This is a genomic window from Pedobacter sp. GR22-6 (genome assembly GCF_037402555.1).
In the GTDB taxonomy this organism is placed as follows: Bacteria; Bacteroidota; Bacteroidia; order Sphingobacteriales; family Sphingobacteriaceae; genus Pedobacter.
The window spans coordinates 39145-63302 of record NZ_JBBEUC010000004.1 but is presented as its reverse complement, the minus strand read 5'-3'; the positions used below and the strand labels follow the sequence as shown (position 1 = coordinate 63302).

Here is a 24158-nt window from a genome sequence, read left to right as displayed (position 1 = left end):
ATATAACAGATGAAAACACAATATAAAATATGCTTTTGCCTCCTTCTTAGTGTGGTTTCGCTATCCTGCAGTAAATGGATTGATGTAAAACCTACAGATCGTTTGGGCGAAGACCAGCTGTTTGTGGATCCCGCGGGCTATACTAAAGCGATCAATGGCGTCTATGTAGAAATGGCCAATAAAGATCTCTACGGTCAGGAGATGACAACAGGTGCCGTAGACGTGCTTGCACAATGCTACGTGCTCACATCTTCTACCCACCGTTACTATGACCACACCACTTTTGTATACACGAGTGGCAAAGTGAAGCCGACCTTTGAAGCTGCCTGGAAAAAAGCCTACGAGCTGGTGGCCAATTGCAATGTGATCATTGAAAAATGTGGTGATGCTCCGAGTCAGAAATTGCCGGAGCCCTATTACGGTGTGATCAAGGGGGAAGCCATTGCACTTCGTGCTTTTTTACATCTGGATATGCTCCGCCTATTTGGCCCCATCTATACTGAGGCAAACAAGACAAAACCGGCCATTCCATATGTAAGCAAAATCGGCTTTGAGATCTCGCCGATACTGAGCGCCGAACAGGTGATGAAGCAGATTACTGATGACCTGAAAACAGCTTTGGCGCTTCTTGAAAATACCGATCCGATCCGTACTTCCGGTGTAAGAAATGGCAGTAACCCTTCAGGGCCTAATGATCTATATTACAGGCAATATCGACTAAACTACTACGCAACTAAAGCACTATTGGCAAGGGCATACCTGTGGCAGGGCGATAAAGTGAATGCGCTGATTGAGGCAGAAGCACTGTTAAATGAAGTACAGGGCACAAAGAATGTATTCCCCTATGTCACTAGCGTCGGAGCTATAGGCACACCTGCTTCTGGCAACATCCCGGCCATCCCTGCCGATCGCCTCTTTACCACGGAGGTGATGTTTGCGGTCTATGATATCAACCGGCTTCAGATGTTTGATCGCCAGTTTAATGTCAATCTCGACAACAACAATAAGTTGTCATTTAGTAACGGCGACTCCAATGAGGGTCGTGTAAATGCCTTGTATGACGATGCCAATGATTACCGTCGCCGGATCTGGCAGAATGCCTCATCAGGGACTGTCACAGCACTAACGAATCTGAAATATGCAGACGGGGCCAATGTTCCCAGCAGATTTATGCTCCCGCTGATCAGGTTGTCGGAAGTGTTGCTGATTGCAGCCGAGTGTCAGCCGGATTTGGCTACAGGTATTACTTATTTGAACAAAGTAAGGACTAGCCGTAATAGTTTGAGCCTCAATCCAGCAACACCGGCTGCGCTGCAAACTGCAATTATGAATGAGTTTAGAAAAGAAACGATCGGTGAAGGGCAGCAGTTTTATTTCTATAAGCGTACTGCTCAGCAGACTATACCAAACCATGCAGCGGTTACCGGAACTAAAGCGATGGTATTAACTAATTACGTGGTTCCACTACCGGATAGTGAAATTTCACAAAGGAAATAACTTAAAGATATAAGCATGAAAAGAATATTGATATACCTGATTTTTGCTCACTTGCTTGTCTCATTCTCAGCCTGCGAAAAGGACATTATGGGCTACGAAGGCAAAGAGGGCGTTTACTTTGCTGTAAGACATGGGGGGCAATTTGTGACCAACCGCTGGCCTTACCAGCCTTTCAGTGTTGTTGAATTCTCACAACTCACAAAAGATGAAGTAGATGTGCCACTAGTCGTCTCTATTACAGGTCCGGTAAAGGATTACGACCGTATATTTCGTGTAGAAATAAACCCGGATTCAACGACTGCAATATTAGGGGAACATTATAACATCCCAAATGAAAACTGGACAATTCCCGCAGGGGCCATTAGTACCAATGTCATCTTAAAAGTTAAACGAAGACCGGATTTGCTGGATCGGATAAAAACAGTAGGCCTACGTTTAGTGGCCACCCAGCATTTTTCTTTGTCTTTTCCGGAATGGGATGCCATACCGGAATATACCTCCGGAACGGTTGTTCCCAAATTTGACGCCAGTCTTCATACGGTAAGGATAAGCGATATGATGGTAACTCCCGCTGTATGGTCTGGTTCCATACAACCCGGAAATAAAGAATCTGGACTGTTCGGAATCTTTTCGAGAAAGAAAATGGAATTCCTGAACCAGTATCTGGGTTTGAAATACGAAGATTTTTCCAGCCCTACGAACATGCCGATGATAAGAATGCTAGGGATTGCAAGTGATGCTACTGCTATACTTGTACGGCTTAAGGACGCGGGAACTCCGGTTCTGGACTCAGACGGAAGGTTAATGTGGATGGGCAGTGTGCCTTGGACCTCTATTATCGGTGTACCCTACGCTCCTTAATTCTTAACCCTTAAATAGAAAATCAACATGAAAACATATCAATATACCATTCTATTCGTTTTTGCCTTATTGATTAGTTCCTGCTCTAAGGACCTGGGGAACTATGATTATCATGAAATTAACGACGTGAAGATAACCGGCGTTAATAGTGCATATACTGCCCGTCGGGGAGTTGATACGCTGCGGATCAAGCCAAACCTGTCAGCTACAATGGACGGAGGGGACACCACAAGGTACCGCTACCTTTGGATGGCAAGAGAAGGACTCAATATAGATACCATCGGGCGTTTCAAGGATCTGAACTACCCTGTAACTCTTGCGCCTCTCTCCTACAAACTGTATTATCGCATACGCGATAAGCAGACTGGAGTAGAGTGGCAGGCAAATGCCGATCTAACCATCGGGACACCATACTCCCGCGGCTGGATGATCATGGGGGAAGACGAACAGGGCTTTGCCGAAGCAGAAATGCTCTCTATGCAAAACGATACCCTGCTCCTGAAAAATATTCTTTCTGAAAGCGGATTACCAAGACTTCGGGAGCCAGTGAGTATGCAACACACCGGAGGTGGGCTCGATGAGTACGTGAAGCTTTGGACCATGACCAGGAGCGGCTCTTACTATTTCGATCGCGTGACTATGAAAGCTACACCTGGCAATAACATGAGTAAACTTTTGTACACCTCTGAAACTATAGATCCGCAAACCTCCAATCCTATTGTGATAGCGCCCCAGATCAGAACGGCAGCAGGTAATATCAGTACAACTAGTTACCGGGTGATGTTGACTAAAGCAGGAGATATTTTTGCCGCATGGTTAGCAATCAACGGTGGAGATTTTTATAACAACCCCATTAACCGTGTGGCTGCTGCACAGAATGTCCGGATTCCCGCTGCACCTTATTTACTCTATTCTACAGCTAACATGACGACTGTAATGTGGTATGATACCGTAAACCAGCGTTTCCTCAACTATTCGAATTTTGGATTGGGTATAGCGTCGACAGTCCTCACGGATGCCCCCGCTGATCCCTTCCCTTGGAACCAGGCCGCAACCGGCCGAAAATTGGTATATGCAGAAAACACCAGAAACATAGATGGCGGTTCTACCAATGGCAATACCTTTGCGATCATGAAAGATCCGGCCAATGTGCACCACATCTATAAATTCTATGCAGTAGCAACTCCTGCAAAACGTGCAGCATACGTGGTGTCACCGATTGCAAGAGATTTTGATAAAGCCAGCTTTTACGCCTTTTCATCTAATAGAACAGTGGTGTTTTATGCAGTGGGTAACCGGCTATATGCTTACGATTACAACCCCGGAAATGAGCGGTTCTATGAATATACACAGACCGGTGGCGACCAGATTACCATGTTGAAATTTGATACTCAGGTAGATTATTTACAGAACAGCCTTTATGTGGCCACCTATAATGCTACCACGAAGGGAACCTTGCGTCGTTTTACGGTGGGTACAAATCCAAATGTAGTAGAGCTGACCGCACCATTAAAAAGTAGCTGGTCGGGCCTGGTTAAGATAAAAGACATCAACTGGAGAGCGGTTAACTAAATAAATTTAAATAAAGAACATGAACTTAATAAAATCAACGAAGATCATTCTGGCGCTTTCTTTCGTATCGCTGTCGGCATTTTCCCAATCCCAGACATTTACTGTTGAAGGTAAAATAAACCAGAAATCTGAGGGCAAATTCATCAAGCTTTTTTATGAAGATGCAGAAGTCAAGAAAGCTGATAGTGTAGTAGTGAAAAAGGGGACATTTAAATTGACCGGCACTGTAAGCGCAGCTACGGTGGGCATATTGAGCCTGGGAGGTCGTGAAGATGGCGATAGAATTGACCTGTTTTTATCCGAGGGAACGGTAAAGCTGGCCGCGAAAGATTCCATTCACCGCGCCAACATCAGCGGCACCAAATTGGCGGTTGAGCATGAACAACTGGCAAAAAGGCTCAGACCGGAAGAGGACAAGTTCTTCAATGCGATCAGTGCCTGGAAAAAGATGCCGGAGGGAGAAGAGAAGAAAGCTTACCTGACCAAAGTAATGTCAGGGGTGGATGCTTACACCAGTTTCAGAAACAAAACCATCCATCAGTTTGCAAAGGAATATCCCGCTTCTTACATCTCACTTTATTATTTAGATAAAAGTGCGCCCGGAGTGCTTGCAAATTATGAAACCACTTATCCGCACTATGCGTTGCTGAGCCCTGAACTGAAAGCTACGGTCCTTGGCAAACGATTTGGAGAAAGGTTGCTGGCCACCAAAGGGAAACTGACTGGAGAACCTTTTCTGGACTTTATATCCACCACCCCAGAAGGCAAACAGTTGAGCTTGAAAGAGGTGATCACCAAAAATAAATATACACTGGTCGATTTCTGGGCAAGTTGGTGTGGGCCATGCAGGAAAGAAAATCCGAACGTAGTGAAAGCCTTTAATGCATTTAAGGAAAAAGGTTTTACTGTATTTAGTGTTTCTCTGGACGATGATGGAGCTAAATGGAAAGCAGCTATAGAAAAAGATGGCATGCCCTGGTACCATGTTTCCAGCCTTAAAGGATGGAAGGAGCCCGCAGCAGTACTTTATAATATCCGTGCCATCCCACAGAATGTGCTGGTAGACAGTAAAGGCAAAGTTGTAGCCACCAATCTTCGGGCAGAGACGCTTTATAACAAGATTAAGGATCTGACTAAGTAATAGAGATTTACCTATGAAAAAACAAAGCTGCTTTACTCTTCGTAAGGCAGCTTTGTTTTTAAGTATTATTTCCAGCCTCCACCCAGTTCCTGGTAAACTGTTACTGCAGCACTGAGCTGCTTTTTCTTCGTCTCTATCAGTTCCAGCTTAGCTTCCAGTGCATCTCTTTGTGTCATCAGGACTTCGAGGTAATCTGCCCGGGCAGACTTAAACAAGTCATTGGAAATGTCGATAGACTTGTTCAGCGCTGCGACTTGCTCCGCTTTCAGGTTATAGCTGCTCTGCAGGTTATTGATGCCTGAGAGTTGCGTGGATACTTCCAGATAGGCATTTAAAATAACGCGTTCATAGTTATACATTGCCTGCAGCTGACGCAAATTCGCATTTCGGAATTCTGCTTTGATACCAGCCCTATTGATTAGCGGTCCGGCAAGGTCCCCTGCTAATGAATACAACATCGACTCTGGAAATTTTACCAGATAGGAGGGGTTAAAGGCTTGCAATCCGAATGCAGCAGAAATACCTAAAGAAGGATAAAATTCTGCCCTTGCCACCTTTACATCCAATTTGGCGGCAGCCAGTTCCAGTTCGGCCTTTCTGATATCTGGCCGGTTGGCGAGCAGCTGCGAAGGAACACCTGAGCGTACTTCTGCAGGAACAAGGTCCAGAAAATTGCTTTTATCCCTTGGAATCTCCTGAGGATAACGGCCAAGTAAGAAATTGATCCTGTTTTCTGTCTCTTTGATCTTTTGTCTGATCTCAAACTCCAGACTCTGGGAGTTGAGTACCTCGGCCCTAAATTTCTGAACAGCCAGTTCCGTAGCCCTACTGGCTTCTTTCTGAATTTTAACAATTTCAAAACCATTCTTCTGCAGTTGAATACTTTGTTTTACAATCTCAAACTGGTTATCCAGCGCGAGCAGTTCGTAGTAGGAATTGGCTACTTCGGCGATCAGGTTGGTAATTACGAAATTCTTGCCCTCCACAGTAGCCAGGTACCTGCTCACAGCGGCCTTCTTGGAGTTGTGTAATTTCTTCCAGATATCTACTTCCCAGTTGGCATACAAAGCTGCACCATAATCCATTAACGGATCTGGTGTTTCCTTTCCGGGAGCAATTTCTGTAGAGGCATCGCCAGCTCCCTGACTGGTATATCTTCCCACCTTTTCTACACCGAGACCAAGCTTAGCGCCTACGCTGGGCAGGATTTGTCCCTGCCTCAGCTTCACGTCGTTTTTCGCCATTTCGATCTCCTGTAGGGTGATCATCAACTCCTGATTGCGCATGACGGCGGTATCGATCAGGTTCACCAGATTTTGGTCTTTAAAAAAATGCTTCCAATCCAGGCTTGCCATATTGGTGCTGTCTTTGCCGTCCAGATAGGCCCCTGGCGTATGGGTATTTTCAGTTTGCTGTACGATCTCCGGGATTTTACAACTTGCTATGCCCAGGCAAATGCAAAGCAAGCCCAGGTATTTATATGTGCTGTATTTCATTGTGGTCAATTTCTTCAGTTAATGGATTTTCTTCTTCATGTTTTACCAGTTTATAGCGCTCTGCAATTCTTCCGAAAATGTAATACAGACCTGGAATCACAAAGACACCACAAATGGTTCCTATGAGCATACCACCTGCGGCTGCGGTGCCTATTGTCCTATTCCCGATTTTACCAGGGCCAGTTGCCAAGGCGAGTGGGATCAAGCCTGCTATAAAAGCAAATGAAGTCATTAAAATAGGCCGGAATCTGGCTTTAGCTCCCTCCATTGCGGCTTCAAGAACGGATCTGCCCGCTGCATGTCGCTGGATGGCAAACTCTACGATCAATACGGCATTTTTACCCAATAGGCCGATGAGCATGACCATCGCCACCTGGGCATAAATGTTATTTTCTAATCCCGTGAGTTTGAGCAGAAGGAATGCACCGAAAATCCCTGCCGGCAAAGAAAGCACCACAGATAGTGGCAGAATAAAACTTTCATACTGAGCTGCCAGTACCAGGTAAACGAAACCCAAACAGATCAGGAATACCCAAATTGCCTGATTGCCCTGTGCGACTTCATCTGCAGAAATACCGGCCCAGTCAATGTCGTATCCCCGGGGCAGTTTTTTGGCAGCAACTTCCTGAATGACCTTAATGGCTGTTCCGCTACTATATCCGGGAGCGGCAGCACCGCTGATTTCAGTAGAGGTATACATGTTGTGCCGGGTAATTTCTGACAGACCATATACCTTTTCCAGTTTCATAAAAGCAGAGTAAGGCACCATTTCATCATGATTGTTCTTGACATAGAGCTTTAGGATATCGTCGGGTTGTGCGCGGTATTCCGGAGCTGCCTGAACGATAACTTTATAATTGATCCCGTATTTGATGAAGCTGATTTCGTAGTTACTGCCTACAAGGGTCGATAAGGTATTCATCGCATTTTCAATAGAAACGCCTTTTTGTTGCGCCAAATCATTATCTACTTTCATCATATACTGAGGAAAGCTGGCACTAAAGAAGCTGAAAACATTAGATAGTTCAGGACGTTTCTGCAGTTCTTCTACAAAATCTTTGTTTACTGCCTCTAGCTTTTTGAAGTCAGTTGTCCCTGTTTTATCCAGCAAACGAAGTTCAAATCCCCCTGCTGCTCCATATCCGGGCACTGCCGGTGGTTGGAAGAACTCAATGTTGGCTCCGGGGATATCTTTTGATTTTTCTTCCAGTTCTGTCATGATCTCCTGTACTGATTCCTTTCTATCACTCCAGTCTTTTAAGTTGATCAGACAGGTACCTGCATTGGAGCCGGTACCTTCGGTCAGAATTTCGTAACCTGCTAATGAGGAGACAGATTTCACCCCATCTATTTTTTCGGCCATCTTCTGCAATTGCTCCGAAATGTCATTCGTTCTTTCCAATGATGAGCCTGGAGGCGTTTGGATAATCGCGTAAAACATTCCCTGGTCTTCATTTGGAATAAATCCGGAAGGAACTGTGCTGCTGATGAGCCATGTTCCTGCGCAAAAAACCAGCAGCACCACTATAGTAACCGCTCTTCTGTTTACAATTTTGCCCAGTACATCCTGGTATTTACCTTGCGCTAGGTTAAACTTGTTATTGAAACCATCAATAAATCTATTTACCGGCGTTTTCTTCCTTGGTTTACCATGGTTGTTTTTTAGCATCATGGCGCAGAGTGCCGGCGTCAAAGTCAGGGCTACGATACCTGATAAGATAATGGCTGTTGCCATTGTGATCGAAAACTGCCTGTAAAAGACCCCAACAGGGCCAGACATAAAAGCAACCGGAATGAATACTGCAGCCATCAGGAAAGTAATGGCTATGATGGCGCCGGCAATTTCATGCATTGCTTTTTTGGTAGCCTTGTATGGCGAAAGATGCTCTTCCTCCATCTTGGCATGAACGGCTTCAATCACCACAATGGCATCATCCACTACCACACCTATAGCCAGAACCAGGGCAAACAGGGTGATCAGATTCAGTGATATATCGAAAAATTGCATGAACACAAAAGTCCCGACCAATGAAACAGGTACTGCAATCGCAGGGATGACTGTAGAACGCCAGTCGCCCAGAAAAAGAAACACCACGAGACCAACTAAGATAAATGCTTCGATCAAGGTGTGAATTACTTTTTCTATAGAGGCATCCAGAAACTTGGAAACATCATAAGAAATTTCATAATCCATCCCCTTTGGAAAGGAACGCTTTATTTTCTCCAGTTTTGCTTTAACGTCTTCAATCACCTGATTGGCATTACTTCCAAAAGATTGTTTCAAGACAATGGCCGCAGATGGTCTGCTGTTTAAGTTGGAGTAGATGTCATACATCGAACTGCCAAATTCAACTTTTGCGATGTCTTTTAAGCGCAGGAGCTCGCCATTGCTATTTGATCTTACCACAATGTTTTCATATTGTTCTTTGGTGGTAAAACGGCCTGAATACTTCAATACATATTCAAATGCCTGGGAGCGCTTACCGGAGCTCTCCCCAGTCTTTCCAGGCGAAGCTTCCAAACTTTGACTTGACAGGGCCTCCATAACCTCATCGGCAGATATTTTATAAGCCAGCATGCGGTCAGGCTTTAGCCAAATCCGCATTGCATATTCACGCGTACCCAGGATATCGCCGGATCCAACACCATTTACCCGCTTCAGTTCTGACAGCACGTTGATGTCTGCGTAGTTGTATAAAAACTTCATGTCGGTATTTTTATCCGTGCTGTAGAGGTTCACATACATCAACATACTTGGTACCTCACGGGTGATTTTTACTCCTTCCCGCACCACCAATGGCGGTAATTTATTGGTCACAGAAGCGACACGATTTTGGACGTTGATGGCTGCCTGATTGGGATCGGTACCTAAGTTAAATACAATCTGGATACTTGCTTCGCCATCATTTCCGGCATCAGAAGTCATGTATTTCATTCCGGGAACGCCATTTAATGCCCTTTCTAAAGGAATAACGACTGATTTGATCATCAGCTCACCGTTTGACCCAGGATAATCTGCCGTTACATTGACCATTGGAGGAGATATGGACGGAAATTGGGTAATCGGCAAATTCATTACCGAAAGTACCCCTAGAAAGACGATCACCAGCGATATGACTATCGACAGTACAGGTCTTTTAATGAATTTATTAAACATTTTATAATTATTAATGATTAAACCAAAAGACCTATTCCGCTTTTAAGCGCAAATGACTCAAAACCGTATTGGGTGATTCATATTCAAATTTGATTTTGTCATTTTCTTTGACTTTCTGAACGCCTTCCAATAAAATTTTATCACTTTCTGTAAGTCCGGTGCTTACTACATATAAATCCGGGATTTCGCCTGTAATTGTGATTTCCCGCGCGTTCACTTTATTGTTTTTATCTACGATAAAGACATATTTCTTGTCCTGAATTTCGTAGGTCGATTTTTGCGGAATTACGATGGCATTTTTCAGGGGAACCAACATCTGAACTTTTCCGGTTTCACCGTTTCTAAGTAATTTGCCCGGATTCTCGAACCTTGCCCTAAAAGCAATGGCGCCAGTTTCATTGTTGAACTCACTCTCAATAACTTCTACATTCCCCTTGTATTTAAAGGCTTCTCCGTTTGCCAGAAGCAGATTTACGTGAGTTCCGGCACGGTCTTTTTGGTCTGTCTGATATTGAAGGTACTCTGGTTCAGAAACATTGAAATAAGCAAACATCTGGCTATTGTCTGACAGACTGGTTAGCAGTTCTCCCTCATCTATAAGACTGCCTAGTTTTAAAGGAATGCGGTCGATGGTGCCGTCAAATGGCGCCCTGATTTCAGTAAAGCCTAAATGGAGTTTGGCCAAGGCGACTTCTGCCCTTGCGGCCTGAAGTTTAGCCTGGGCAACTGCCTGTTCATTTTTTGACACTACGTTCTTCTCGGAAAGCAGGCTTGTATTCTGTAATTCTATTTCTGCGGATTTTTCTTCTGCCTGAGCTTTCAGCAATTCGGCTTCATACACCTTTGGCATAATCCTGAACAATACCTGACCAGCTTTTACAAACTGACCTTCATCCACATAAATATTTTGTAAAAAACCTTTTTCCTGGGCACGGATTTCGATGTTTCGAACAGATTTAATCTGAGAAACATATTCTTTGGTAAAAGAAGTATCAATTTTTACAGGATTGGTCACTGTATATTGTTCTGCTTCTTCTTTTTCTTCTTTTTTTGATGTACAGCCGGCATGGCACAATAATGTGCATAAGCACACGAGTATTGCAATTCTCTTCATGGTGTTATAAAAATGGTGGTTAAGCAATTTGATTTTCAGGGATCAGAATTCCCCGTTTTTGGATACAGGCTTTCCATAGCAAACGCACAGTACATCAATGTGATTGAAGTACGAAGACCTCAACAAATGGTACTTTGAATGTTAGGTTGCCTAAAGTAGAATGGGTATCAAATCCTCAGGACTCTTTGGAGAATGTACTTGTAGGAAGATGTGTAAGATAAATGACTGCAGAAAGGCAGGCGGTTTTTAGGATAATTGTAAAAATGATGGAGTGTGAAACTGCAGGCTAGGGCAACGATGGATTTGCTGGTTACTATTTGTTTGCGACTGCAAACCAGATCTTCATCTTCGTCACTGATACTGACAAAATCTTCTCTTTTATCAGCCAGGTTACCGTTCTTATAGACTGCAAAATCATGGCTGAAAAGCCCAATTTTGCTTTGCTGCAGTTTTTCTATATGATATTTAGGGGTATCACTATGGCCGCTCGCATGAATTGCATAGCTTTTCTCAAAGCTCCCTGTCAATAGAGAGAATAAAAAGAAGAAGAATACAACTATAGCCCTAATCATGGCCGCAAAAATAACATTGGTTACGACAGTTAGTGTCGGGTTAACACTTTTTAACGGTCAAAATTTTGTCAATTATTGCTTTTGGGGTATATCAGCTACAGAAAAAAAGATTTCTGTAGCAAAAAAGCCCCGCAATTTTGCGGGGCTTTCAATCATAAAATGGGGATGATTATTTCGCCTTTAGCTTATCAGCAAAGAGTTTCATATAGAAACCGCCAACTACGCTTCTGGCTTTAAAATTGTCGCGGATCCCGGTATTGGAATCATAAAAATCGTTCAGTGGTACTCTGGATTCTGTCTCTATCGCATGTCTGTATACTGGGGCTACCAAAGCTTCAAACTCTTTTTGCGTTGGTGCGAAAGTTGCAGTCCAAAGGATCCAGTCATTTTTAGTATAAGCTTTTCTGCTATCCAGGGGAATACCAAATTTATTCTGTTTTGTCAGGTAATATTTGGTTTCCATATCGTAGATTTTCTGAGGAAACAAATTTAGGCTCAAGACTTTGTCCCAAACCAGATTGTACTTCTGGCTCCAGGTATTTTTATTGTCGAAAGTCAGGGCGTAGTGGTCACCTGCATCAGCCATTTCCATCCATTTTGGAACCATACTTTCGGCTATCGCCCTGTATTTGCTGGCAGTCTCCGTATATCCCAATGTCTCTGCCATCTGTGCATAACAGGCTATACCTACAATCGCTTTTACAGATAAGTTCGCGTTTCTGGCAAGGTGTCCGGCGAAATCATCGGTACACAATTGTGTTTTTGGATCCAAACCTTCTTTAGTCAGGTAGTCTACCCAGGTAGTCAATGTTTTCCAATGTTTTTTAGCATAGTCAGCATTACCCTGTGCTTTGGTAATGGCAGCTGTCAGTATGATCATATTGCCAGATTCCTCAACAGGCATTGGTTCGCCATAAGTCTGTCCATTGGCCAATGGATAAGTTCCCAAATCGTGTGCTGCCCATGGGTGTGGGTACTTTCCACTTTCGCTAAAATAGAAAATACCATTCAGCATGCCCTGTAGCAATGACGGGTTGTAGATCAGGTATAATGGGGCAGAAGGGTAGGTTACGTCAACTGTGTTGATAAAACCACCACTGTTGTTTTCTTTAGATAGCCAAAGTATTTCGCGCTCCGGGCTTTTTACCAAAGTATGTGCTGCGATGCTCTGACGGTAACCAAGAATACATAAATGTGCGTATTCTTTGCCACCCGATTGAAGTGCATCTGCATAAACTGCTTTGTTGAAGTTCTCACATTTCTGCATCACTGACTTGTATTCATTTACAGCATCTGTGATCTGACCTTCAATGGTTTCTTTACCAGAAGTATTCCACCAGGGTCTTAGGTTCTTTTTGAAGTATTGAATGGAATAGATCTCGTCATAAGCCAGCGTCACAAATCTTTCTACCGGCGTTTTACCGACAGTACCCATAGATGTTACCGTATTCAACGCTAGTTTTTTACCCTTTGATACGTTGTAATTGTAGGTATTGTTTCTGAATGCATCTGCTGCGTTGCTTGCATTGGAAACAAACTGCTGTACATCATTGCTTTTAGGCGCCGCGACATAAAAATAACCCCAGTCGATACGCATATCGTCAGCACCTTTTTGCAGGATAGGTTGTTCTACAGTACCTGTTTTCAGGATGCTGAGCTTTGATGTGTTGTATTTTTTTGCAGTTACTTCCTGTGCAGGACGGTAGACTGCAATGTCAGATGAAGCACTCAAAAATACTTTTACCGCATGCGTTTTACTATCATTCGACTGCACGTTATAAGTAATGTAGGAAACCGGGCGAGCCAGTAAACCCAGGTCATTCATGAGCAGGGGAGAGGTGAAGGTCAGTTTTAGATCTACTTTTCCGCAACTGAAATTATAGATCGTCTGTGTGGCTGTTACTTCTACTTCCTTTTGTTTGGCCAACTGGATCTTTGCGCCATTGTCTTTTTGTCTGTCTACCAGACCAAAGTCCAGGTAGCGACCGCCTGCACTATTGGCGAGGTGGATCGCGATTACATTCTGTCCTGCTTTGAGTTGAGATTTGTTGATCGGAAAATACTGGAAGGTATTGGTCCAGCCTGTTTTTTCATATACTTTTTTGCCGTTCAGGTAAACCTCGATATTGTCATCATGATTCATTTTCAAGAAAAGTTCATTAATGCCAGCCGGGTTGCTAATGTTAAATGCACGACGTACCCAGATGTCATTGGATCTCCATTTGGTCTTCGAATCTTTACTGTCGCCAATGGGTGCTTCACCTGATTTCCAGTCTGCAGCAGCATAGGTTGCAGCGGTCCATTCTCCATTAGGTTTTGCTTCTGTGTATTTTACGGTATAAGCATGCTCTTCTGAACTTGGCACGATCGTTTTATAGTTAGCTTCTTCTTTTCCAAGGAACCGGTACACATTACCGTCTACGTTGATCAGACCCAGAAGAGAGTGATCTGCACCTGTCCAGTGAGTGGTCGTAGAGGTATTGAGCTGATCGGTATTGGACCAGATGCTGAAATTGGGATTGTGTGTAATCAGCGGATAGGATGGGGCTTTCCGTTCCTGGCCAATGGCCTGAAAAGCTAACATTGCCGCAAAGGCAAGTGTGGTCAATTTTTTTGATTTCATTTGGTTAACGGTGTTTTTTAACAGAACAAGTTTAACTGAAAAAAAGCATTGAAAGGTGATTTAAACAGAGATTGAGACGAATTGATGAGCTTTTGACACAAACCATCAAATGTTTTTGTATGTTGTTTTGAAACCGGAAGATCCGGATGTTTGAGCTATTCCAGTAATAATGGCTATATTGAATCATTAATTAATAAAGAAATCACTATGAAAAATCCATTCCCTTATTTCGCGACCGCTGCTGCTCTGTTTTTGTTTGGCTGTGGACAAAGTAGTCAATCTGGTTCAGAAAAAACAGATAGTCTGGCTAAGCTTGCAGACACAGTCATTAGCACCGGATGTTTTAAAGCAGTTGATCAACAGGATACCGCCAGTTTGTCGGTCAATACTTTGGGTGACGGTAAAGTTAAGGGCAGATTGCTGATCAACTTTCAGGAAAAAGGTAAGAATGATGGTGAAATTGAAGGAGTATATAAGGGCGATACCCTGTTTGTAGACTATACTTTTAAGATCGGTACTACGAATGAAACAGTATATAAAAATCCATTGGCTTTACTGAAAAAGGACGGAAAATTGATATTGGGTGTTGGACAGATAGAAACCAGTCTGGGACGTTCTTATTTTGTAAAAGGAAAGCCGATCAATTTTGAAAAAGGCAGATTTACCTTCGCTCCGGTTCCATGTGAGCAGTGATAAGGGAGTGAAAAAAGAGCCTCCTATCGGAATCGAACCAATGACCTACTGATTACAAGTCAGTTGCTCTACCAGCTGAGCTAAGGAGGCTTTTTTCTATGGCCGCAAAATTAGAAATTTATTAGTTCTGTGCAAATTATTTTATTTTTAAGTCAGGAAACACATCGCTTTTCGCTGAGTTAAGCGGGTATGTCAAACATTTGGACAAATTGCCCGTTATAGTTTAAATCAACCTAATGAGTACCGTTCCAAGGAAGAGTTTTATAAAAGCCATTAAAGGAAAAGTGATCATCGCGCTATTGCTCGCCTGCTTTGCCCTGTTTATGGCCTGGGCAGTGAGCCGTGTAGCTTTTAAAGAGATGCTTACTACGGTTGACAACATCTCTGCACCAAGCGAACGTCTGCGGGTGGTAAACGTAATCTCAAGGAAAATAGGCAGCCTCGACCAGCTCCAAAAGCGTCAGGCTTTTAATGACCCCAGCAATTACACGAAGTTGTTTAAGGAAAGCAGGGAACTGCGAATGGTATTGGATACGCTTGCCATGCTTTATAATGGTGATTCCTTACAATTGGATCGCATCAAACGCATCAAAAAATTACTCAGTGCACGAGACAAACAGTTTGTGAATTACCTTACTGTAAGGGAGCGCTTGGTCAACAATAAATCTTTCTCGAAGCAGGTGCAGGATCTGAATAATATCGTTTCCAGGAGCTCTGAACAGGGCGACAGCACCATTCTGGCCACTGAAGAGAAAACTTCCACTACAACCATCTATCCAACAGAAGAAAAACCCAGGGGGTTTTTCAGCAAGCTCTTTGGTAAGCGTAAGGCGGCTGATGACAATTCTTTTAAGATTGTCAGTGAAGAAAAAGTTAAGCGGGATACCATTGCACTTTCTGCTGAAGACAAATTGACGAAAAGCCTGGAAGAATCTATACGGACGATAGAGAAAGAACAGCGTAAGAAAAATGTAAGTTTCCTAAACAGGGAAGCCAGTCTGGCCAATATCAACGCCACATTGGTCAGTCAGATGTTGGATGTGCTGCGAAAAGTGGAGGCAGAAGTGGTTAGCCAGATCGAAGAAAACGGGCAGCAGGCGAAACGGGTCGTCAGTACAAGTATAGATACCATGAGTATCATCATGCTGGTATTCGTCGCACTGACGGGGGTACTGCTTTACCTGATCTTAACAGATATTACCAGAAGTGGCCGGTACCGGAATGAACTTGAGTTGGCCAGGGACGAAGCAGAATATCACGGGCAGGCGAAACAGCGTTTCTTATCCAATATGAGTCATGAAATCCGGACGCCATTACAGTCTATCATCGGTTACGCAGAGCTGATCAGGCATCAGGAGCATCCTCATAAAAAAGATATAGAGGCTATCTATAATTCTTCTGAACATTTATTGCAAATCGTAAACGAGGTATTGGACTACAACCGCATTATCTCCGGAAAATTTACTTTTTCCAGGCTTACTTTCGATATGGAAAAGCTGCTGGAAGAAGTCGTCTCAGTGATGCGGCCACAAGCCGAACTGAAGTCACTGAAGATGGTCACTGAATTTGACCTGGAAGATGCCAGATATGTAGATGGTGATCCATTCAGGCTAAAGCAGATCCTGTATAACTTGCTTGGAAATGCAGTGAAATTTACCCATGAAGGGGAGGTTCGTCTCAGCGTTTTCTTTAAACGGCAAGCTGAGCAGTTACATTTTACGTTTGCAGTAAAGGATACAGGAATAGGTCTTTCTGAGGAGGAAGTCAAAAGGATTTTTAATGAATTCGAACAAGGAAATGTTTACGAAGTCGAGACATTGAATGCAAAAGGAACGGGACTTGGACTGGCCATTATCAAATCGCTCATAGAGCAGCAGGGTGGAAGAATCTATGTGAAAAGCAAGCCCGGCCAGGGCAGTATATTTACGGTTTACCTCAGCCTGTCGTCGGCGACAGCGCCGGATATCCAACATCTTCAGGTTGCTGATTATACCAGGCTCTCCGAGCGCAGGGTTTGGGTGGTTGATGACGACCAGTTAATCCTTGATTTGTGTGCGCTGATTTTCGAAAGACACCACATCAGGTACCGTAGTTTCAGTTCACCTGCACAATTACTCTATGCAGATTGGGATCCAGAGGTAGATTATGTATTAATGGATATGCGGATGCCGGAAATGAACGGATTGGAACTGTGCAGGTTGCTTAGGGATAAGGTCGGCCAGCAGGTGAAAATTTATGCAATTACTGCACAGGTATTGCCAGATGAACGGGAGTACCTCTTAAACAACGGCTTCGATGGACTGGTTATGAAACCTTTCCGGGAAGCGGAACTGCTGAATGCCCTGGAGTTTAATGAAGAAGAATTTAGCACAGTCACTATAGAACCGGAGGATGACGAGTTAAAGATGGATCTGGGTGTTTTGCGTAAAATGACTTTTGGAGATGAGCTGCAATTGCAGAAGATTTTGAAGCGTTTTAAGGAAGACTGCGTTAACGATATGGCCGAGCTCAAGTCTGCCCTCGAACGTGATGACCGGGAAGTACTCAGTTTATTGTCACACCGGCTCGCGGGACGAATCGCGCAGATGGGGGCGAAAGCATTGGCGGCCGCTTTCAGGGCTTTAGAATTGGAACTAAGGGGGACTTCCAGCATCAGCAGTCAAAAAGAAAACTTATTGCGCTTACTGGGGCAATTAGATAAATTACTTTACTCTATTTCGTAACGTTCCATTTTGCTATACAGCGTTTTGCGGTCAATATTGAGTAATTTTGCAGCTTTGGATTTATTGTATTTTACTTTGAGCAGGGTTTCCATGATCAATGCTTTTTCATTAACCTCATTGATGGCCTTCAGATCGGATCCTGATGGTTTAGGCGCCTGATTTATAGCGATGATCATTTCGTCGGGAAGTGAGTCGAGTGCCGCAGTATCTGAGGGAGTCAGTAAAACCATTCGCTTGATCACGTTCTTCAGTTCGCGTAAGTTTCCGGGCCAGTCGTACTGAAGTAATAATTCCTTTGCTTCAGCTGAGATGTATTTAACATCGCGCTCCAGTTCTTTATTGGATAGTGTGATAAAATGATTTATAAAGAGCTCCAGATCTTTTCCACGCTCCCGCAGTGCTGGTAACTGGATCTTAAATTCATTCAGGCGATGGTATAGGTCTTCCCTGAAACTTCCGTTGCCTACACTTGTACGGAGATCGTCATTGGTAGCCGTAATGATGCGTACATCCACCTTTACGGTTTTGGTACTGCCCAATGGCTGGATCACCCTTTCCTGCAATGCCCTCAGTAGCTTGACCTGTACTTCATAACTGAGGTTTCCTACCTCATCAAGGAATAAGGTGCCACCGTTTGCGGCTTCAAACTGTCCTTTCTTGTCAGTCAGAGCTCCGGTAAACGCACCTTTCACATGTCCGAACAGTTCGCTTGCTGCCAGATCTTTGGACAAAGCACCACAGTCTATAGCGACGAAGGGTTTTGCATTGCGTTTGCTTTGCATATGTAATGCACGGGCTGCATATTCTTTACCGGTGCCGCTCTCTCCCTGAATGATGACTGACATGTCAGTAGGCGCTACGAGATTGATGTGTTCATAAAGTTTATCTGCATTGGCACTTTTCCCCTTGATCGCATCAGCATGTTCAATCGTATTGCCGGACGGAGTGGGAATTTCCTTTTTACCCAGAGCATTTTTGATGATCATGAGCAGTTCATCAGGATTTACAGGTTTCGTGATGTAGTCATGAGCACCCAGCTGGATCGATTTTACTGCGGTACGTACATCATTGAAGCTGGTCATGATGATTGCCGGCACCAAATTGCCGTGTTCCCTCAGGTGGGAGAGGACATCCAGACCTGTACCATCGGGCAGCCTGTAATCGACAAGAAGCAGGTCAAACCGTTGCTGATCCAATAGATCAATACTCTTTTTTAACTCGTGTACGACATGCGGCTCAAATCCGTGCTTGGTTAAGAAACCTTCTAGTATTTGAGAAAAAGTTAAGTCGTCTTCGATGATGAGTATTTTTGCCATAGGGATTTCGCTTCAGTAGAAACGCAAAAATACGAAAAGCATTGCTAAAAAAATTAAAAAGCCATTGATAACCTTTAGACTGCAATAACTTTCAGTAGTTTTTGAAAGTGAAGTAGTATGGTTATCTTTGTAAATGGAATTGGTACAGGCAAAACTGAAATTTATAGAAGCTTGGGGTAAACTCGGTTCTGAATGGGGAATCAACAGAACTATGGCACAGGTGCATGCATTATTGCTGATCTCTCCAGAGGCACTGACTACTGAAGACATCATGCAGGAGCTGAGTATTTCCCGTGGAAATGCCAATATGACGCTACGAGACCTGATTGGTTGGGGCCTCATTGAAAAGCAACACAGGCCGGGCGAACGCAAAGAGTATTTCTTCGCGGATAAAGACACCTGGAATATTGCCCGGCAAGTCGCCCAGGAACGCAAAAAGCGGGAACTTGATCCGATCATCAAGTTGTTGAATGAACTTTCAGAAGTAGAAGGAAAAGAAAGCGACCCCGCTTACAAGACTTTTAAAACTTCCGTAACTGATATCAATAAACTGGCTAAAAACGTGAATAAGACATTGGAAACAATGCTTAAGGCCGAGGAAAGCTGGTTTTGGGGTGCTATTGTGAAGGTATTTAAGTAGCTCCCTGGTACCGTTCCTTTTGATAATTAGATAAATCTTTTTTATTAGCTTTGTTATATGCTGTCTAAGAAAACAAAATATGCAATCAAGGCACTGGTTGCGCTTGGTAAGAATAGAGAAAATCCGCCGATGCAGATCGTGAGATTGGCTGAGCAGGAAATGATTCCCCGTAAGTTTCTGGAGCAAATCCTTCTGGACATGCGCAATGCGGGTTATTTATACAGCAAAAAAGGTGCTGGGGGAGGGTATAGCTTAAATAAGGATCCGAAGGATATTTTTTTGGCAGATATACTGCGGATCACTGATGGTCCTATTGCAATGGTGCCTTGTGCCAGTCTGAAATTTTATCGCAAATGTGATGAATGTCACGACGAGATCACTTGTGGCATCAGAAAAACTTTTATCGATGTAAGGAACGCAACTTTAGACGTACTTGCACAAACCTCTATTGCAGATGTCATCGCCCGTGAAACTGATGGGCGAATGATCTACTAATTTTATACTTCATCGCCTTTAAAACAACTCTATAGAAATGAAAATAAACATGCTTTGCAGCCGTGTGTTCGGTATTTCTCTGCTCGCGGTAATGCCCTTTATGTCTTTTGCGCAAAAGCCCAACTGGCAAAATCTGGATCTGAAAACAGACTCTACTTTTGGTATCAGTACTGAAAAGGCGTATAAAGAACTTCTGAAAAGTAAAAAATCAACCCAGGTAGTGGTTGCAGTATTGGATGGTGGTGTAGACATCAATCATGAAGATTTAAAATCCCTGATCTGGATCAATAAAAAAGAAAAGGCCGGGAATGGTAAGGACGATGACAAAAATGGTTACATCGATGACATCAATGGCTGGAATTTCCTGGGCTCGGCAAAAGGATCCATCAACCATGAAACCCTGGAACTCACACGTCTGATCCGTAGAGACCAGGTGAGATTTGCCAATGCAGATGTAACTTCCGTAGCCCCAGCAGATCTACCAGCATTCCAGGCTTATCAAAAGAACAAGGCGGAATTCGATAAAGAACTACAGGAAGCAAAAACTGGTCTGGAGCGTTTCGCAGCTATTAAAGCAGGTATAGATAACGTAGTGAAGAAAATAGGTAAAGCAGAACCCACAGCGGATGATTTCTCGGCTTTTAAACCTGGTGATCAGATGGAAGCTAATGTTCAGCGGATCATGGTACAGCAACTGAAAGGAATTACTTTCAAAGAGTTCTACGATGCGCAGATTGCTCCCGGTTACGATCATTATAAATCGCAGATCGACTATAACCTGAACCTTGAGTATGACCCAAGACCGCTCGTTGGAGATGATCCCAACAACAGTAAAGAGCGTTTTTACGGCAATAACGATGTTGCCGGACCTGATGCGATGCACGGTTCACATGTTGCTGGTATCATCGGAGCACAGCGCAATAATGATTTGGGAATCAATGGCGTTGCAGATAATGTGCTGATTATGGGTGTACGTAGTACTCCAAATGGAGATGAACGCGATAAAGATGTTGCAAATTCTATTCGCTATGCGGTAGACAATGGTGCAAAGGTAATTAACATGAGCTTTGGAAAAGCTTATTCCTGGGATAAAGCGGTCGTAGACGAAGCGGTGAAATATGCGGTGTCAAAAGATGTCCTGCTCATTCATGCCGCTGGAAATGACAATAAAAATCTGGAGGTAGAAGCTAATTTCCCTAATCCTGACTATGCTACAGGCGGAACAGCTGCAGCCTGGATTACCGTTGGCGCTTCCGGATGGGAGAATAATGAATCTATCAAAGCAAGTTTTTCGAATTTTGGAAAAACCAAAGTAGATGTTTTTGCACCAGGTGTAAACATTAACTCTACAATACCCGGATCAAAATATCAAAAATTGAATGGAACAAGCATGGCAGCGCCGGTCGTTGCGGGCTTAGCGGCATTAATCCGTTCATATTATCCTAAACTGAAGGCCGTTCAGGTAAAAGAAATTATTATGAAATCTGTGCAGAAGGTAGATCGACTTTCGGATCTATGTGTTACCGGAGGTGTAGTGAATGCATATGAAGCATTGAAACTCGCTGAGACTTATAAAAAATAGTACTCATTTGAGCAGATTGGGAAGCTGGCAGAAATGATAGATCATTGTTTCTGCTGGCTTTTTTTTGTTAGCGTCTCGGCTCTCCTGAATTGATGAAGAGATGGTTAGGGATCTGATGTTCTTCTATGAAACATAGGCGTTCATATTTGTATTCATTGGCTTTGATCAACTCTCTTGAGTCCAGGTACAGGTCGATGATCAGGTTGTAGGCAAAAAGCACATTGATATGAAGATGGTGTTTTTTGAACAATTTCAAGGCTTCAAAAGCATATTGCAGCGCCAGATCAAACTCTTTGTTTTCTTTCAGTTTTTCCGCCTGCATCAATCTGATCAGAGATTCTGTATATCCGGTAATTTCGAAACTGGCAGGCTGGTTTTCCAGTTTTTTAAGAATACTTTCCAGTTGGGCAGTTTTTTGAGTTGTACTGGCCATAATACTTCCCTGACCTAAAATACTCAGTGTAAAAATTGAGAATGCTGATTTCTTAGAAAGTACATCCGGATGTTCGTCCGGGATTTCAGAAATTCTTTTTAAAGTATTTGCCTGGTTGCCATAAAAGAGGTTGAGTAAGGAAAGCAAAACGTAAGATAGGGCCTGTTCTGGTTCAACTGCTTCCCCGGATTTCGTGTCAATCAGTTCTTTGAAATGGTCGGCCGGTAACTGTTTAAATTCCTTATTTTGAATCTTGGAGTAGATTAGAGAGATCAGTTCGTGTGGAGAAATACTCCAGTCATCGGTCCGAAATTTGGCAATGATGTCCATCCTCGTCTTGATTTGCTGGGGATTCAAACTCAAAATGTCAAAGCAGGCAAGCAAAACGTTGTAAGTCAGCAGGTGTTTTTCACTGTCAGCAACTTTCATCAGTACTGTGATCGATTCTCTGTAGCAAGTATCAATGAAATCAAAATTGAGAAGTTCTTTGATAATCAGTTCATGTAGATGGTGTTTTTTGAGCGATTCAATTGTTTCAGGACTATATTTAGTCCTGTAATCCAGGTTTTCTGCGATGAACAGTACAAGATAGGACCGCTCATAACTATTCAAATCCAAATCGAAAATATAAGCGAGTGTGCTGAGGTCTCCGGTCCTGACAATAAAACGGATCGCCCATTGGAGCAATTGAAATTTAGAATGGTTGCTCGCAAATTCATTTTTTACATATTGAAAAAATGGCTCTTCTATCCGGAGGTGAAATCTCTCCAGCAATTCAATGAACAGGAAATACTCGAATACATGTGGGTGAATGAAACGAACAGACTCTCTCGGATGGTATTCCTGTAAGCTTTTCTCTTCCATTAGGATGCCATCTGAAAGCAGTTCCATGTAGGCATTTTTGAATGCGGAAAGTTCACTGATCAGTTCATCCTTCATGACGGAGTTCCCTTTATTGCCGAAGTCAGTCAGTTGAATGATTTTTTTAAGAAAAAGAATTTTCTCCGTGTAGTAATTCGAACGGTATATTTTATCCTGGATAAACCGGGATATCAACTCATAAAAAGTGATGTTTGTCGCATAATTGAAATAGGGATCTTCTTCCTTAAGCTGGTAATAAAGCTGAATATGCAATGGAAATTTCAATTGCGTCTTCAGTTTGGGGTTGATTTCCTCAAGTTTTATATGGTGGATTTTGGAAAGGATCAGGTCGACCTCTTTTTCTGTAAGGGGTGGTACATTTGATATGTCATTCATATCAAAATAGTTGCCATGAAACCATTTGGTTTTTAGGTAAGCTGAATGTCTTATACAATCGTGAAATCTGATCCATGTTGTAGATCTCATACTCATCACCAGTTTTATACTATTGTTATCCTCAATACTACATATAAAATTAATGATGCTTTCAAAAAGTTGCTTTTTTAAATCTCTTTTTAATACCAGCTCTGAAAAGCCATCGAGAAATATAACCAGTTTACCTCCTGTTTGGTTGTAATTTTTATTTGCGTAGTTGATAAGTGTATCCTTCGGATGGATGCCCAGCTGTAATTTGAGGTGTTCTTCAAAGTGTAAGGCAATGTTTTCCCTGTTGAAAAAGCTGTTTGCTGTAATGAAAAATAATGTAGAGTCTTTATATAGTGCTTGTTTGTTGTTATGAAAAAAATCAGCTAGGTGACTGAGCAAAATAGTACGGCCATAACCAGGTTGTGAAATGAAGCAGGTAAAGCTGTATTTGCTTTTAAAGAACTCTTCGAAATCATGTTCAGCGAATTTTCTGCTTATCGTCATTTCATAAGGCATGCCCGATCGGTTCTTAATGCTCTTCAGGGTGAAGTCGGTAATCTTAACAGCCTTCTCATGAATTTCTCTCCAGGTACGCACCGGAGTCTGTATGCTTACATTTACGGGAACTGAAGTTTTTTCAGGATGAGGTTCGTTCACATACTCCGAAAGGGTAGTTAATGTGAATTTTGAAAAATTGTGTTTCACCTTAGCAAAACCAAACAGCCTTTTTATAGTTGTCTCGCTCACATTCTTGTTTAGCGTCTTGCTGATCTCGATAGAAATCCGTTTGCAATCAGCAGGTGTGATTGTACGGATGCCTGTCTTTGATAAAATTAAGCTCCTTAGTTCGTTTAAGATAAATGCTTCATCCATTATCATTTATAGTTGAGTGATACATTCTTGATCATAACGAATATAATGCTTTAAAAGGCAAGAACTGTCCTGCACAACAGGCC

General features: G+C 43.0%; 16 protein-coding genes and 1 tRNA gene. 9 read left to right on the top strand and 8 right to left on the bottom strand.

Going from position 1 to position 24158, the window contains the following annotated elements:
* Positions 1-9: 9 nt before the first annotated feature.
* The 4 genes from WAE59_RS18530 to WAE59_RS18515 are packed head-to-tail and all read left to right on the top strand — an operon-like array spanning position 10 to position 5071.
* Complete coding sequence (locus tag WAE59_RS18530) at positions 10-1497, top strand: RagB/SusD family nutrient uptake outer membrane protein (RefSeq protein ID WP_337857470.1); 1488 nt, start codon at positions 10-12, stop codon at positions 1495-1497.
* Positions 1498-1512: 15 nt separating this feature from the next.
* Positions 1513-2358: a DUF4843 domain-containing protein gene (locus WAE59_RS18525; protein WP_337857469.1), complete on the top strand. Its 846-nt coding sequence runs from the start codon at positions 1513-1515 to the stop codon at positions 2356-2358.
* Positions 2359-2385: 27 nt separating this feature from the next.
* A complete protein-coding gene (locus WAE59_RS18520) occupies positions 2386-3930 on the top strand; it encodes a PKD-like family lipoprotein (protein WP_337857468.1) in 1545 nt (514 codons plus the stop codon).
* 19 nt (positions 3931-3949) lie between these two features.
* The gene (locus WAE59_RS18515; RefSeq protein WP_337857467.1) at positions 3950-5071 is read left to right on the top strand and encodes a TlpA disulfide reductase family protein; all 1122 of its coding nucleotides are present in this window, start codon (positions 3950-3952) and stop codon (positions 5069-5071) included.
* A 65-nt stretch (positions 5072-5136) separates the two neighbouring features.
* Here WAE59_RS18515 and WAE59_RS18510 read toward each other — a convergent pair whose 3' ends face one another.
* The 5 genes from WAE59_RS18510 to WAE59_RS18490 form a co-directional block, all read right to left on the bottom strand.
* Complete coding sequence (locus tag WAE59_RS18510) at positions 5137-6567, bottom strand: TolC family protein (RefSeq protein ID WP_337857466.1); 1431 nt, start codon at positions 6565-6567, stop codon at positions 5137-5139.
* On the bottom strand, positions 6548-9724 hold the full coding sequence (locus WAE59_RS18505) for an efflux RND transporter permease subunit (protein WP_337857465.1): 3177 nt from the start codon (positions 9722-9724) through the stop codon (positions 6548-6550). The genes WAE59_RS18510 and WAE59_RS18505 overlap by 20 nt, the downstream gene beginning before the upstream one ends.
* Positions 9725-9755: 31 nt before the next feature.
* Entirely contained in the window at positions 9756-10838 is a 1083-nt protein-coding gene (locus WAE59_RS18500) for an efflux RND transporter periplasmic adaptor subunit (RefSeq protein ID WP_337857464.1), read from the bottom strand.
* Between the two features lie 167 nt (positions 10839-11005).
* Positions 11006-11410 (bottom strand): hypothetical protein, encoded by a 405-nt coding sequence (locus WAE59_RS18495; RefSeq protein ID WP_337857463.1) that lies wholly within the window; start codon positions 11408-11410, stop codon positions 11006-11008.
* Between the two features lie 169 nt (positions 11411-11579).
* On the bottom strand, positions 11580-14033 hold the full coding sequence (locus WAE59_RS18490; protein ID WP_337857462.1) for a glutaminase family protein: 2454 nt from the start codon (positions 14031-14033) through the stop codon (positions 11580-11582).
* Positions 14034-14240: 207 nt separating this feature from the next.
* On the opposite strand from WAE59_RS18490, the gene WAE59_RS18485 reads away from it, so the two are divergent.
* Positions 14241-14726, top strand: coding sequence for a hypothetical protein (locus WAE59_RS18485; RefSeq protein WP_337857461.1), 486 nt, complete (start codon positions 14241-14243; stop codon positions 14724-14726).
* 17 nt (positions 14727-14743) lie between these two features.
* Here WAE59_RS18485 and WAE59_RS18480 read toward each other — a convergent pair.
* Positions 14744-14816: transfer RNA gene (locus WAE59_RS18480), tRNA-Thr, on the bottom strand.
* A 146-nt stretch (positions 14817-14962) separates the two neighbouring features.
* Here WAE59_RS18480 and WAE59_RS18475 point away from each other — a divergent pair.
* Positions 14963-17449 carry an ATP-binding response regulator gene (locus WAE59_RS18475; RefSeq protein WP_337857460.1) on the top strand — a complete coding sequence of 829 codons (2487 nt, stop codon included), beginning with the start codon at positions 14963-14965 and terminating at the stop codon, positions 17447-17449.
* Here the strand turns inward: WAE59_RS18475 and WAE59_RS18470 are convergent.
* Positions 17434-18765 (bottom strand): sigma-54-dependent transcriptional regulator, encoded by a 1332-nt coding sequence (locus WAE59_RS18470; RefSeq protein WP_337857459.1) that lies wholly within the window; start codon positions 18763-18765, stop codon positions 17434-17436. The two genes, WAE59_RS18475 and WAE59_RS18470, sit on opposite strands and share 16 nt — an antisense overlap.
* 133 nt (positions 18766-18898) lie before the next feature.
* Here WAE59_RS18470 and WAE59_RS18465 point away from each other — a divergent pair, with 133 nt between their 5' ends.
* The 3 genes from WAE59_RS18465 to WAE59_RS18455 are packed head-to-tail and all read left to right on the top strand — an operon-like array spanning position 18899 to position 21482.
* Positions 18899-19405, top strand: a complete 507-nt coding sequence (locus WAE59_RS18465) for a GbsR/MarR family transcriptional regulator (protein ID WP_337857458.1) — start codon at positions 18899-18901, stop codon at positions 19403-19405.
* A 57-nt stretch (positions 19406-19462) separates the two neighbouring features.
* The gene (locus WAE59_RS18460) at positions 19463-19900 is read left to right on the top strand and encodes an RrF2 family transcriptional regulator (RefSeq protein ID WP_337857457.1); all 438 of its coding nucleotides are present in this window, start codon (positions 19463-19465) and stop codon (positions 19898-19900) included.
* Positions 19901-19937: 37 nt separating this feature from the next.
* Positions 19938-21482 carry a S8 family peptidase gene (locus tag WAE59_RS18455; protein ID WP_337857456.1) on the top strand — a complete coding sequence of 515 codons (1545 nt, stop codon included), beginning with the start codon at positions 19938-19940 and terminating at the stop codon, positions 21480-21482.
* A gap of 67 nt (positions 21483-21549) precedes the next feature.
* On the opposite strand, the gene WAE59_RS18450 is transcribed toward WAE59_RS18455, so the two are convergent.
* Positions 21550-24075 carry a hypothetical protein gene (locus WAE59_RS18450; RefSeq protein ID WP_337857455.1) on the bottom strand — a complete coding sequence of 842 codons (2526 nt, stop codon included), beginning with the start codon at positions 24073-24075 and terminating at the stop codon, positions 21550-21552.
* Positions 24076-24158: the final 83 nt, after the last annotated feature.